The sequence below is a fragment of the Streptomyces sp. VRA16 Mangrove soil genome, from assembly GCF_017377775.1.
Classification (GTDB): Bacteria; Actinomycetota; Actinomycetes; order Streptomycetales; family Streptomycetaceae; genus Streptomyces.
On record NZ_JAFVLN010000030.1, the window covers coordinates 65,977 to 78,061 of the forward strand.

13 protein-coding genes and 1 pseudogene are annotated in these 12,085 nt (G+C 74.0%); 7 read left to right on the top strand and 7 right to left on the bottom strand.

Annotated features, from left to right (window positions below):
* Window positions 1-6: 6 nt before the first annotated feature.
* The 3 genes from J3486_RS42685 to J3486_RS42695 all read right to left on the bottom strand — a co-directional run bounded on the left by J3486_RS42685 (window position 7) and on the right by J3486_RS42695 (window position 2,468).
* A complete protein-coding gene (locus tag J3486_RS42685; RefSeq protein ID WP_207829917.1) occupies window positions 7-1,137 on the bottom strand; it encodes a YncE family protein in 1,131 nt (376 codons plus the stop codon).
* Window positions 1,134-1,727 (bottom strand): ankyrin repeat domain-containing protein, encoded by a 594-nt coding sequence (locus tag J3486_RS42690; protein ID WP_207829918.1) that lies wholly within the window; start codon window positions 1,725-1,727, stop codon window positions 1,134-1,136. Before J3486_RS42690 ends, J3486_RS42685 begins: the two co-directional genes overlap by 4 nt.
* 180 nt (window positions 1,728-1,907) lie before the next feature.
* Window positions 1,908-2,468, bottom strand: coding sequence for a heme-binding protein (locus J3486_RS42695; protein ID WP_207830010.1), 561 nt, complete (start codon window positions 2,466-2,468; stop codon window positions 1,908-1,910).
* Between the two features lie 301 nt (window positions 2,469-2,769).
* Between J3486_RS42695 and J3486_RS42700 the strand changes: the two genes are divergently transcribed.
* The 3 genes from J3486_RS42700 to J3486_RS42710 all read left to right on the top strand — a co-directional run bounded on the left by J3486_RS42700 (window position 2,770) and on the right by J3486_RS42710 (window position 5,611).
* Window positions 2,770-3,918 carry a sensor histidine kinase gene (locus tag J3486_RS42700; protein WP_207830013.1) on the top strand — a complete coding sequence of 383 codons (1,149 nt, stop codon included), beginning with the start codon at window positions 2,770-2,772 and terminating at the stop codon, window positions 3,916-3,918.
* A 223-nt stretch (window positions 3,919-4,141) separates the two neighbouring features.
* On the top strand, window positions 4,142-4,777 hold the full coding sequence (locus J3486_RS42705) for a response regulator transcription factor (RefSeq protein ID WP_207829919.1): 636 nt from the start codon (window positions 4,142-4,144) through the stop codon (window positions 4,775-4,777).
* Between the two features lie 333 nt (window positions 4,778-5,110).
* Complete coding sequence (locus J3486_RS42710; protein WP_207829920.1) at window positions 5,111-5,611, top strand: hypothetical protein; 501 nt, start codon at window positions 5,111-5,113, stop codon at window positions 5,609-5,611.
* A 32-nt stretch (window positions 5,612-5,643) separates the two neighbouring features.
* On the opposite strand, the gene J3486_RS42715 is transcribed toward J3486_RS42710, so the two are convergent.
* Window positions 5,644-6,321 (bottom strand): pentapeptide repeat-containing protein, encoded by a 678-nt coding sequence (locus J3486_RS42715; protein ID WP_229379522.1) that lies wholly within the window; start codon window positions 6,319-6,321, stop codon window positions 5,644-5,646.
* A 153-nt stretch (window positions 6,322-6,474) separates the two neighbouring features.
* Here J3486_RS42715 and J3486_RS42720 point away from each other — a divergent pair, with 153 nt between their 5' ends.
* Both J3486_RS42720 and J3486_RS42725 read left to right on the top strand, forming a co-directional pair.
* On the top strand, window positions 6,475-7,668 hold the full coding sequence (locus tag J3486_RS42720) for an NAD(P)-binding protein (protein ID WP_207829921.1): 1,194 nt from the start codon (window positions 6,475-6,477) through the stop codon (window positions 7,666-7,668).
* Window positions 7,669-7,741: 73 nt separating this feature from the next.
* A complete protein-coding gene (locus J3486_RS42725) occupies window positions 7,742-8,749 on the top strand; it encodes a zinc-binding dehydrogenase (protein WP_207829922.1) in 1,008 nt (335 codons plus the stop codon).
* 7 nt (window positions 8,750-8,756) lie between these two features.
* Here J3486_RS42725 and J3486_RS42730 read toward each other — a convergent pair whose 3' ends face one another.
* A complete protein-coding gene (locus tag J3486_RS42730; protein WP_207829923.1) occupies window positions 8,757-9,218 on the bottom strand; it encodes a nuclear transport factor 2 family protein in 462 nt (153 codons plus the stop codon).
* 119 nt (window positions 9,219-9,337) lie between these two features.
* On the opposite strand from J3486_RS42730, the gene J3486_RS42735 reads away from it, so the two are divergent.
* Window positions 9,338-9,868, top strand: coding sequence for a TetR/AcrR family transcriptional regulator (locus J3486_RS42735; RefSeq protein ID WP_207829924.1), 531 nt, complete (start codon window positions 9,338-9,340; stop codon window positions 9,866-9,868).
* Here the strand turns inward: J3486_RS42735 and J3486_RS42740 are convergent.
* Window positions 9,857-10,357 (bottom strand): GNAT family N-acetyltransferase, encoded by a 501-nt coding sequence (locus tag J3486_RS42740; RefSeq protein ID WP_207829926.1) that lies wholly within the window; start codon window positions 10,355-10,357, stop codon window positions 9,857-9,859. The genes J3486_RS42735 and J3486_RS42740 overlap by 12 nt on opposite strands.
* 61 nt (window positions 10,358-10,418) lie before the next feature.
* The gene (locus J3486_RS42745) at window positions 10,419-11,312 is read right to left on the bottom strand and encodes an aminoglycoside phosphotransferase family protein (protein ID WP_207829928.1); all 894 of its coding nucleotides are present in this window, start codon (window positions 11,310-11,312) and stop codon (window positions 10,419-10,421) included.
* 33 nt (window positions 11,313-11,345) lie between these two features.
* On the opposite strand from J3486_RS42745, the pseudogene J3486_RS42750 reads away from it, so the two are divergent.
* A pseudogene (locus J3486_RS42750) lies at window positions 11,346-11,951 on the top strand (rhomboid-like protein); the annotation flags it as partial.
* Between the last annotated feature and the right edge of the window lie 134 nt (window positions 11,952-12,085).

The following is a 12,085-nucleotide window of genomic DNA, read 5'->3' on the forward strand; positions in this document are numbered from 1 at the left end:
CCGGGATCACAGCACCGCGATGCCCAACGGCCTTTCCCCCGCGGCCAGTCGGCGTACGTCGCCGCTGTCGACGTCGACGACGGAGATGCCGTTCCAGTGACCGTCGCGGGTGAAGCCGCCGGTGACGTACGCGGTACGGCCGTCGGCGGAGACCGCGACGTCCTCGTGCGGCCCGTCGAGCGGGATCACCTTCTCCTTGCGGTCCTTCGTGCGCACGGTCAGGGACGGGCCCTCGTCCTCGGCCGGGTCGATCGGGCCCGTGCCGACGGCGAACAGCGTGCCGTCGGGGGTGACCGTGACGCCGTGCTGGTGCGTGTTCGCCGTCATCCGCTCGGTCGTCGAGCGGCCGGTGTCCGGGTCGACGACGACGAGCTTCTCGCCCTCGAAGGGGAACAGCAGCCTGCCGTCCGAGGGACGTACGGCCGCGTAGTGCGGCTTCAGCCAGGAGCCGAGGCCGCCCTCGGTGCCGTACGGGGCGACCTCGATGCGGCGGGTGGCGCCGCTCGCGGTGTCCAGGACGGTGACGTCGAAGGAGTCGTGGTCCGTCGCGTACACCTGGCGGCCGTCCCGGGAGACGTCCACGTCGAAGGGGCGCCGGCCGACGGGGGTGGTGCCGGTGACCTTCCTCGTCGTGGTGTCGATGGTCTCCAGCGTGCCCTCGCCGCCGGGCACGTTGACGCCGACGTACACGTGCCGGCCGTCGGGGGCCAGCGCGATGCCCATGCCGCCGCCGCGGTACTCGCCGCCGGTGACCGGCCCGAGGTTCTTCGTCCGGTACGCGACGAGGGCCTCGCGTTCATGCGTGTGCGTGTTCACGACGGCGACGCCCTCGGCGGTGGCGACCCAGGCCCGGCCGTCCTCGCCGACGACGAGACCGTAGGGCGCCGCGCCGGCCTGCACCGAGCCGGTCGCCCCCGTGCCGGGGTCGACGAAGGTGACGGTGTCGGAGCCGAAGTCGGCGACGAGCAGGGTGCCTTCGGGGGGCGTACCGGTCCGCTGCGGCGCGGGGCCGCCCGGCGTCGAACTCGCCCTGGGCGCGGGCGAGTCGGCGGCACCGGCCGCGCCGCCGTCCGACTGCGCGGCGCAGCCGGTCACGAGGACGGCGGCGGCCGTCGCGGCCAGGACGAGGCGCTTCACCGTACGGCCCGCAACAGGCCGGCGATCTCGGTGAAACCGCGGCGTTCGGCGTGCTCCAGCGGCGTGACGCCGTCACCGTCCGGCAGGTCGGGGGTGGCGCCCGCGGTGATCAGCAGCTCCACGATCTCCTGGTGCGCGCGGCCGCCGTCGCCGAGGATCACGGCTTCGAGCAGGGCGGTCCAGCCGAGCCGGTTGACGTGGTCGACGTCGATGTCGGTCTCGCGCAGCACGGCCCGTACGTAGTCGACGTGGCCGCGCTCGGACGCGGGGATCAGCGCGATGCCGCCGAAGCGGTTGGTGACCTTCAGGTCGGGGCCCGCCGGCAGCAGCGTGCGCATCATGGCGACGGAGCCGGTGACGCCGGTGACCAGCCAGGCGCTGTCGGACCTGTCGTCCTGGGCGTCGGGGTCGGCGCCCGCCCCGACCAGCTCGGCCGCGGCCGGGACGTGGTCGTTCAGGGCGGCGAGGAGCAGCGGGGTGCGGCGGTGGCCGTCGCGGGCCTCGGGGTCGGCGCCGGCCGCGAGGGCGGTGCGGACGGTTTCGGTGTCGCCCTGGGCGGCGGCGGTCAGCAAGGTGCGGTTGTGGTTCATCGACGGGCTCCAAATCAAGCCCCTCCGGCGCTTGAGGAGCGGGGTCCGGGGCGGAGCCCCGGGGCCTGTGCGCCGCGAGGGCTTCGCTGTCTGACGCGGGTGCGGGTTCATCGTGACTGGTCGCGCTCCGCGCCCCTGGGCGGGGTGGGCCGCTGGCAGCCCACCCCTCGGGTCCCGGTCCTAGCGGAGCGTCGCCGCACCGGCCTGGGCGAACTTCTCGTCCAGGTCGCCGGACGGGGCGCCCGCGACGCCGATGCCGGCGATCGGGGCGTTGTTCGCGGTGACGGGGGCGCCGCCCGCGAGGAACAGGGTGCCGGGGATGTCCTTCAGCGTCGGGGCCGACTCCAGGCGCTTGGCCAGCTCGGAGGTCGGGGCGTTCCAGGACACGGCGGTGAACGCCTTCTTCTCGGCGGCCTCGTACGACTGCGGGCCCGCGCCGTCGCCGCGCAGCGTCAGGATCGTGTTGCCGTTGCGGTCGACGACGGCGACGGAGACCTTCTGGTTCTCCTTCTTCGCGGCGTCGAGCGCGGCCTCGGCGGCCTTGGTGGCCGAGTCGAGGGTCAGGTGCGTCGTCGTCTGCGTGATCGACGTGCCCTTGCCCTTGACGTTCGCGGTCGCGGCGGCGGGCGCGGCGGCCGGGGCCGTGGCGCTCGCGGAGACCGTGCCGAACGTGCCGGCGGCGACGGCGGCGAGGACGGCACCGCCGGTGGCGATGCGGGCGCGGCGGGACATGTTCTTCATGGAGGCCATGGGTTCAACTCCTGGAGGCGGGGCGTTCGTTCCTTCTGCACTCCATGCTGGGTCCGGCAGCGGCCCGTACCCGTCGGCGTTCCGGCTGCTCACCGGCTGCCGAGCGGCCGATGCCGGGGTCATCCGATCGGTTGACCCCGGGGGCGGACATCCGGGCGACAATGACAGTGTCCGCCCAGTTCGGAGCCCGTGCGCAGGGCTGTGCGGGGAGCCCGGGAGAGCCGGAGAGGAGGAGGCGACCGTGTCGTACGAGCGGGACACCGAGCTCGACGCGCGCTGGCTGACCGCCGTCATGCACGCCGCCTTCTTCCTGCTGCTCGGCGTCGCCCTGGCCCGCTTCCTGCTGCGCCACCCCGGCGGCTCCCGCGTCCCGTGGATCATCGCCCTGAGCGCGGTGCTCGCCGTGCTGTACGTCGTCGGGATCGCGTGCGACGGCCCGCGCCGCTCCACCGCGCGGCGGCGTACGTGGCTGGGGGCGGTGGTCGCCGTCGTCGTGGTGCTGGTGCTGCTCGCGCCGAGCTTCGCCTGGGTCGGGGTCCCGCTCTTCTACACGGGGCTGCGCACGCTGCCCACGCGCGCCGCGCTGGTCCTGGTGTCGCTGCTGACCGCCCTCGTCATCGCGTCGCAGGTGCGGCTGGCCGGGCGCTGGGACCCCGACCTGGTGCTCGGGCCGCCCGCGGTCGCCATGCTGGCCACGGCCGTGTTCCTGCAGATGCAGCGGCAGACGGCGCGGCAGCGGGCGCTGATCGACGATCTGATCCGGACCCGCCGTGAGCTCGCCGCGTCCGAGCGGCGCGAGGGGACGCTGGCCGAGCGCCAGCGGCTCTCCATGGAGATCCACGACACCCTCGCGCAGGGCCTGTCGAGCCAGCAGATGCTGCTCCAGGCCGCCGACCGGGTGTGGCAGAGCGATCCCGGCAAGGCCCGCGCGCACGTCCGTACCGCCGCGTCGGTCGCCGACCACAACCTGACCGAGGCCCGCCGCTTCGTGCACGATCTGGCGCCCGCCGATCTGGCCCACGGTCTGGAGGAGGCGCTGCGCAAGGTCGCGGCACGCGAGTCGGGGGCCGGGCTCACGGTGCGGGTGCACGTCGATGCCGGTGCCTCCGTGGAGGGGGCGCGCCTTCCCGACCGGGTGCAGTCGGCGCTGCTGCGGATCGCGCAGGGCGCGCTGGCCAACGTACGGGAGCACTCCGGGGCCACCTCGGCCGCACTCACCCTCACCGTCCTGGACGACCAGGTCGTCCTGGACGTCGCGGACGACGGTCACGGTTTCGAGCCCTCGGCCGGGGGTTCCTCCGGGGCCGGGGTGCGGGGGCACGGTCTTCCGGCGATCCGGGCGCGGGTGCGGCAGCTCGGCGGCACGCTGACGATCGAGTCGGCGCCGGGTGAGGGGACGGTGCTCTCGGCGGCGGTCCCTTTGCGGGGGCCCGGGTTGTGACCGCTTACGGAGCCCGGACCGCTTGCGGAGCCCGGGCTGTGACCGCCTTCTCGGCGTGGCGCCACCGTCGTCTCGCGGGCGCGCCTCTCGTCGTGGCCGGTCGCGGACGGACCACCGACCGTCGGCCGGCGACGAAAGGGCGACCCGGCAGACGCGTGGAGCCACGCCCCACACAGCCGCACCCCGCGACGCAGACCCCACCCGGCAGACGAGGAACCGCACCATGACCACACCCCAGGTCCGCCTTCTGCTCTGCGACGACCATGTCGTGGTCCGGGCGGGGCTTCTCGCCCTGCTGGACAGCACCGACGACATCGAGGTCGTCGGCGAGGCAGGAACCGGCGAGGAGGCCATCGCGCTGGCCGCCAAGCTCTCCCCGGACGTCGTCCTGATGGACCTCCAGCTGGGCCCCGGCATCGACGGGGTGGAAACCACCCGCCGCCTCACCTCGGGTCCTGCGCCCACCCCGCACGTCCTGGTCCTCACCACGTACGACACGGACGCCGACATCACCCGCGCCATCGAGGCCGGCGCCACCGGCTACCTGCTCAAGGCCGAGCGCCCCGAGGAGCTCTTCGCCGCGATCCACGCCGCCGCCCAGGGCCGCACGGCCCTCTCCGCCCCGGTCGCGAGCCGCGTGATGGCGAACATGCGCAAGCCGCGCCCCGCCCTCACCGACCGCGAACGCGACATCCTCGCCCAGCTCGCGCACGGCCTCGGCAACCGGGAGATCGCCAAGGCGCTGTTCATCAGCGAGGCGACGGTCAAGACGCACCTGGGCCGGATCTACGACAAGCTCGGCGTCGACACGCGGGCCGGCGCGGTCGCGGTGGCGAAGGAGCAGCGCCTGCTGCCCTAGGCCGCGCCCGCACACCACCTGCCGCCCCAGGCCGTGTCCGCACACCACCTGCCGCCCCAGGCCGCGCCCGCACACCACCTGCCGCCCCAAGCCGCACCCCACACCACCTGCCGCCCCAGGCCGCGCCCCCACACCACCCGCAGTCCCAAGCCGCACCCCGCACCACCCGCAGTCCCAAGCCGCACCCCGCACCGCCTGCCACCCCGAGCCCTGCCCCCACACCACCTGCCGCCCCCAACCCCTGCCCCCCACACCACCTGCCGCCCCAACCCCTGCCCCCCACACCACCCGCGCCCTGAGCCGCATCGCGCCGGACATGACACCATCGACCCCGTGCTCGACATCGGTTACGCCCTCTCCCGCCGCTTCCCGGACCCGCCGCAGACGGACTACCGGCGCGCGGACGTCCACGCGCTGCGCCACGACCTGTTCTGCGGCGACGTGTACCTGGCCGACACCAAGGCCGACCGGGAGCTGTCCACAGCCTGGGGATGGGTGCCGGTGCTCGACTTCGCGTGGGCGCTGTGCGACATCGTCGAGCAGCTGGACAAGGACCCGCGCGGCAGCCGCAGCGCCACACCCCAGTACGCCGATCTGGACTTCACGGAGTCCGCGGACCGGATGCTGTTCGAGCGCCGCTTCGGCTGGGTCGACATCGAGGCCGACTGGATGCCGGGCGACGAACCTCCGCTGACCTTCTCCCACTCGGAACTGCGCCGCGAGGCACGGGACTTCCTGCACGACCTGATCGCCGACCTCGCCGACATGCACGAGGACCTCGCCGACAACCCGGCGATCTGGGACCTCCAGGCCCGCTTCCCCCGCATGAAGTAGCCCCCCGGGAAAAGGGCCGCGGGAGCCTCGGTTCAGCCCTCCACCCGCACCCCCAGCTGCGCCGCGAACGCCCCCGCCAGGTCGAAGAGCTGACCCGGCGAGATCACCGCGCCGCCGAGCCGGTCGACGCCGCGCGCGATGCCCAGCTCGGCCGCCTCCCGCAGGTCGACGTCGGCCAGCGTCGCCCCCGTCAGGTCCGCGCCCTTGAGCACGCACCCCGGGAACTCCACCCGCTCCAGCCTCGCTCCCCCGAAGTCCGGCTCCACCAGCACGCACCCGTCGAAGACCACGTCCTTCAGGCGGGCCTTGCGCAGGTTCAGATAGTCGATCTTGCCGCCGCGGATCACGACGCGCTCCAGGACGGACCCGTGCAGCTGGACGCCGCCGAGGCGGGCGTCCACCACCTCCACGTCCCGCAGCGTCGCCTCCGCCAGGTCCGTGCCCACGCCGCGCACCCCGGTCAGCGTCGAGTCCAGGATCCGGGCCCGCGCGAGCCCCGCCTCGTCGAACCCGCACCCCTCAAGGGCGCAGTCCATGAACCGCGCCCCGATCCCCTCCTGCCCGGTGAAGTCCGCGTCCCGGAACTCCACCCCGTCGTAGTCCCCGTCGGGCTCCAGGCCCGCCCCCTGCCACGGCACGAGCGGAGGCAGCCGCACCTCCGGCCGCCGCGCCCGCTTCACCTTCGCCCCGCCTGCCCGCTTCTCCGCCATGCCCCCATGCTGCCCGCTCCCACCGACAATCACCGCGCACCCGCCCTGACCTGCGCCGACTCCCCCGATGTCACATTCGGGCCCGCCCGAACCGTCGTACTCACGACAGCACCGAAGGACCGAGAGCCGTCCGTACAGGCAGGAGCCCTCCCCATGCCCCACGGCAAGCACACCGCCCTCACCGTCGTCGGCGGCGGTCTCGCCGGACTGACCGCCGCGATCACCGCCGCCGAGGCGGGCGCCCGCGTCACCCTCTACGAGGCCCACCACACCCTCGGCGGCCGCGCCCGCACCACCGACGCCCCGTACCGCACCCACGAGGGCCCGCACGCCCTCTACGACGGCGGCCCGCACTGGACCTGGCTCAAACGCCGCGACCTGCTCGGCCCGGTGGCCGCCGTGCCGCCCCTGGACGCCGCCCGGCTGCGCTTCCACCGCGACGGCGCGCTGCGCCGCACCCCACCCCCCGCCCTGCTCAGGCTCCTGCCGCGCAGGCCAGAACTGGCGCCCGTGGACGAGGACTTCACCACCTGGGCGGCCCGGATCGTGGGCCCGGAGGGCGCCCGCGCCGCGGCGAACTTCACGGCCGTCGCGCTCTTCCACCACGACCCGGGCGAGCTCTCCGCCCGCTTCGTGCAGGAGCGCCTGCGCCGCACCACCAAGCTGCCGCCCGAGGCCCACTACCCGCTCGACGGCTGGTCCGCGATCATCGACCGGATGGCGGCCCGCGCGTGGAACCTGGGCGTGCGCGTGGAGACCTGCGCCCGTCTCGACACCGTTCCCACCGGCACCCCCACGATCGTCGCGACCTCCCTCGACGCGGCACGCCGGCTGCTCAAGGACGACTCGCTGACGTGGCAGAGCGGCCGTACGACGCTGGTCGACCTCGCGCTGCGCCGGCGCCGCGGCGATCTGTTCGCGGTCTCCGGGATCGACTTCCCGGGCTGGATCGAGCGGTTCACCGCCGCCGACACGTCCCTCGCCCCGCCCGGCGAGTCCCTCGTCCAGGGCCAGATCCCGCTCGCCCCGCACGAGTCGAAGGCGGACGGCTCCGCCCGCGCCGACCGCCTTCTCGACCTCGCGTTCCCCGGCTGGCGCGAACGCACCGCCTGGCGCCGCGACGCCGTGGCCCAGGGCCGCACCGGCGCCCTCGACCGGCCAGGCACGACCTGGCGCGACCGCCCCGCGATCGACCGCGGCCACGGGGTCACCCTCGCCGGGGACATGGTGGCGGCCCCCGGGGTCCTCTCCGAGGTCTCCTTCACCAGCGCGATCGAGGCGGCGACCCTGGCGCTGCGCTCGGCCGCGGCCACCACCACCCGCGGCCTTGACCTCAACCGGACTTGAGGTCGAAGACTGGCGGCGCGCCCACGGCACCAGGTCGTGTCCGCAGTGCCCGTCCTCGCCCCAGGGAGTCCCCATGCACGCCGTCCGCCTGCACGCCTTCGGCCCGGCCGAGAACCTCACGTACGAGACGGCCGAGGACCCCGAGCCGGGCCCCGGCGGGCTCCGGATCGCGGTCGAGGCCGCGGGCGTGCACCTGCTCGACACCGCCCTGCGCCAGGGCTTCCAGGGCCCGCTGCCGGCCCTGCCCGAGCTGCCCACGATCCCCGGCCGCGAGGTCGCGGGCACGGTCGAGTCGCTCGGCCCCGACACCGATCCCGGCTGGCTCGGCAAGCGGGTCGTCGTGCACCTGGGCACCGTTCCCGGCGGCTACGCGGAGCTCGCCGTCGCGGACGCGGACCGGGTGCACGAGATCCCGGCCGGGCTCGACGCGGCGCAGGCCGTGGCCCTGATCGGCACCGGCCGCACCGCGCTCGGCATCCTCAACTTCACCGCCGTCACCGCGGAGACGGTCGCGCTCGTCCCCGCGGCGGCGGGCGGCATCGGCACCCTGCTCGTGCAGTACGTGAAGCACGCGGGCGGCACCGTGATCGGCCTGGCGGGCGGCCCGGAGAAGACGAAGCGGGTGGCGGCGAACGGCGCCGACCTCGCCCTCGACTACAAGGACCCGCAATGGCCCGCTCGCGTCCGGGAGTTCCTGGGTGAGCGCCGGGCCACGGTGCTCTTCGACGGCGTCGGCGGCGAGACGACCGCCCGCGCCCTTGACCTGCTCGGCCCCGGCGGGCAGCACCTGATCTTCGGCTGGTCCGCGCAGGGCATCGGCGACGAGGGCGGCCCGCTCCTGCTCGACGAGGCGGAGCTCGCCCGGCGCGGCATCACCCAGGTCCAGACCCTCGGCCCGGCGATGATGCGCAAGGCCGGCGGCGACAACCCGATGCGCACCCTGGAGAGCGCCGCCCTCGATTTGGGGGCCCGCGGCGTCCTCGTCCCGGCGGTGGACCGCTTCCCGCTCTCCGCCGCCGCGGCGGCGCACCGCGCGCTGGAGACCAGGGGCACCACGGGCAAGGTGGTGCTGGATCCCTGACAGTCCGTCAGGCAGCCATCTTCTCCAGCTCTTTGACGTAGTCGGGCAGGATGCCGAAGAACGCCGACATCGCCCCGTGGTGGTGGTAGTCGCGCGTCTCGACGAGCCGGCCGTCGCTCAGCCGCCCGCGGGCGACGACGACGTTGGGCAGCGCGAAGGTCCGCCCGGTGGCGTGCACGCGCCCCTCCATGACGTACTCGGCGACCGCCACCTCGGGATCGTCCGTGCTCCACACCTTGAGATCGCGCACGGTGCGCGAGAACCGGTCGAGCGGTGCCCGTTCGAAGTGGGCGGCGAGCTCGTCGAACCCTTCCCACCGGACGTGTTCGCCCACGCCGAAGGCGTGCGTGACGACGACGTCATCGGCATAGACGTCGGCGAGGGCCGAGAAGTCGCCGTTCGCCACGATCCCGACGAGGGCCCGGAGCGTATCGGCGACGGAACGGGCCGCGACAGGGGTTTCTGACATGGGTGTACTCCCTCGGAGAGGCAGGACCTAGAATCGGAGTAGTCACTCCCCTTACGCTCGGGACGATACGGACTGGCCACTCCGGTTGTCAACGGGCGCCGACCGAAAGGCAGTTGAGGATGCGCGCGGACGCACGCAGAAACCGGGAGCGGCTGCTGGCCGCCGCGGACACCGTCTTCACGACGCGCGGTACGAGCGTGTCGACGGAGGAGGTCGCGAAGGAGGCCGGGGTCGGCGTCGGCACCCTCTTCCGCCACTTCCCCACGAAGGAGGCGCTGCTGGAGGCGGTGTTCCAGGCCCGCATGGACGCGGCGGCCGACCGCATGGAGCGGCTGGCGGAAGAGGCCGACGCGGGCGCCGCGTTCCGCGAGATGTTCCTGGTCAACGTGGCCGAGTCGCACCAGAAGAACGCCTACATCGAGGCGCTGGCGGCGGCCGGCATCGGCATCGACGAGACCGCCGCCGGAACCGTCCGCACCCGGCTGCGCGCCACGCTCGACGTGCTGCTGCGCCGGGCGCAGGACGCGGGGACGGTCCGCACGGACGTGACGGCCCAGGACGTGATCGCCCTCATGGTCGGAGCGGCCCGCGCCACCGAACACTCCGGCGGCGCGGCCGAGTTGATCCTGGACGGACTCTCACCCCGCTGACGCGGCGCCCGACCCGAGCGCGGTCAGCGCCTCGTCCGTCAGCCGGTACACGGTCCACTCGTCCTGCGGCCGCGCGCCCAGCGCCCGGTAGAAGTCGATCGACGGCTCGTTCCAGTCGAGGACCGACCACTCGAGACGCTCGTAGCCCCGCTCGACGCAGATCCGGGCCAGTTCGGTCAGCAGCGCCTTGCCGTGGCCGCCGCCGCGCGCCTCCGGGCGGACGTACAGGTCCTCCAGGTAGATGCCGTGCACGCCGCGCCAGGTCGAGAAGTTCAGGAACCACAGCGCGAACCCGACCGCCTCGCCGCTCTCCGTGCCCTCTTCGGCCTCGGCGATGTGCGCGAAGGCGGCGGGCCGCTCCCCGAACAGGGCCTCGTGCAGCTGCTCCTCGGTGGCCCGGGCGGCGTCCGGCTCCTTCTCGTACTCGGCGAGCTCGCGGACGAAGCGGTGGATGACGGGGACATCGGCGGGTGTGGCGTTACGGATCATGCAGGAAGGCTAAGCGGGTCCGCTCAGGGCCTGCCGTCTCCCTCCCGGCGCCGCCCCGAACTCACTTCCCCAGCAGCCTGCGCGCGGTCTCCAGGTGGTCGGGGGAGAACGCCCGCCCGTCCTCGATGTCCCACAGCGCGTTCTGCACCGTGCGCCCCAGCGTCCACCCGCGCGCCCGCTCCCGGTCGAGCCCCAGGACGTCCGTCATCGCCTCGAACCGCCACACCACCTCGTCCGGCTCGAAGCGGTTGTCCAGCGCGGGCCACAGGTCGAACCCGGGGTCCCCGGCGAGCGGCTTCGGGTCGATGGCCAGCCACGGCTCCCGTCCGTCGGTCGCCGCCAGCACGTTCTCGAAGTGCAGGTCCCAGTGGAGCAGCCGGTCCCCCGCCCCGTCGGCCGCGACCTCGCGCAGCGCCGCCGCGCAGTCCGCGAGCAGCGCCCGCTCGGCCGGTTCGGCGACCTTCTCCAGCGCCCCCGGCACGTCCGCCAGCATCTGCGCGGCGATGTCCGTGAGGCGCCGTACGCCGTCGGGGGCGGGCCCCGCCGTGAGCCGGGCCAGCAGTTCCGCGACGACCAGAACCGCCTCGCGGGAGTCCGCGACGGAGGTCAGCATCCGCCCGGCGTCGAGCCGTTCGAGCAGCATCGTGCCCGTCGCGGCGTCGTGGTCGAGCAGCCGGACGGCGCCGTCCCCGTCCCACACCCGCAGCGCGACCGGCTCCCCCTCGGTCTCCTCGTCGAGGACCTGGAACTTCACCACGGCCGGCACCCCGTCCGCCCGCCGCACCACGGGCAGCACAAGCGCCGCCATCCCGTGCATCGGATCCCCGTCGACGGCCAGGTCCCACCGCTCGACGAACTCCGCCACACGCTCCGGCAGCGCCGCGATGAACGCGCGGCCCGCCTCGCCCGCGTACGTGTACTGCGACTCCACCAGGCCGTCCGGAATGTCGATCACGCCGCCGACCCTACCGACGTGCCTGAATCGACCATGCACGATTTTCTCCGTACGGCCGCGCGGGCGCTCAGGTCCTGGATCCGCAGCGCCCCCGGCACGTACAGCTGGCTGGCGGTCCTGCTCGTCACCACGATCGTCATGCGCCGGATGGCCCCGGACACCCTCGACGCCTTCCTCGGCGCGCGGTCCACCAACATCCACGCCCTGTCGACGCATCCGTTCCGGGTGCTGGTGCAGAGCGCGCTGTGGATCGACGGCGCCACCTGGTACCCGTACGCGATCCTCTACACGCTCTTCCACGCGCCCGCCGAACGCTGGCTCGGCACCTGGCGCTGGCTGCTCGTCCTCGGCACCGCGCACATCGGCGCGACCTACATCAGCGAGGGCGCCCTGCTGTGGGCGATCCACAACGGCCATGCGCCCGTGTCGATGGTCAACACCCTTGATGTGGGCGTAAGTTACGCGCTCGCGGGGGTCGTCGCCGTCCTCACGTACCGCTTCGCCGCGCCCTGGCGCCAGCTGTACGGGGCCGGGGTCCTCGTCGTCTACGGGGCGCCGCTGCTCACCGGCCGCACCTTCACCGACCTCGGTCACTTCGCCTCGGTCCTGATCGGCCTGGCCTGCTACCCGGTCACCCGGGCCGTCGCCGCGGCCGGTTCACGAAATGCCGGCGTCCTTCAGTACGGCCTTGAACTGCGCCTCGTCGTACAGCGCGCCCTCACCGCCGCCCGCCTCCTTGCCGTCGATGTACACGGTCGGCGTGCTCTGCACGC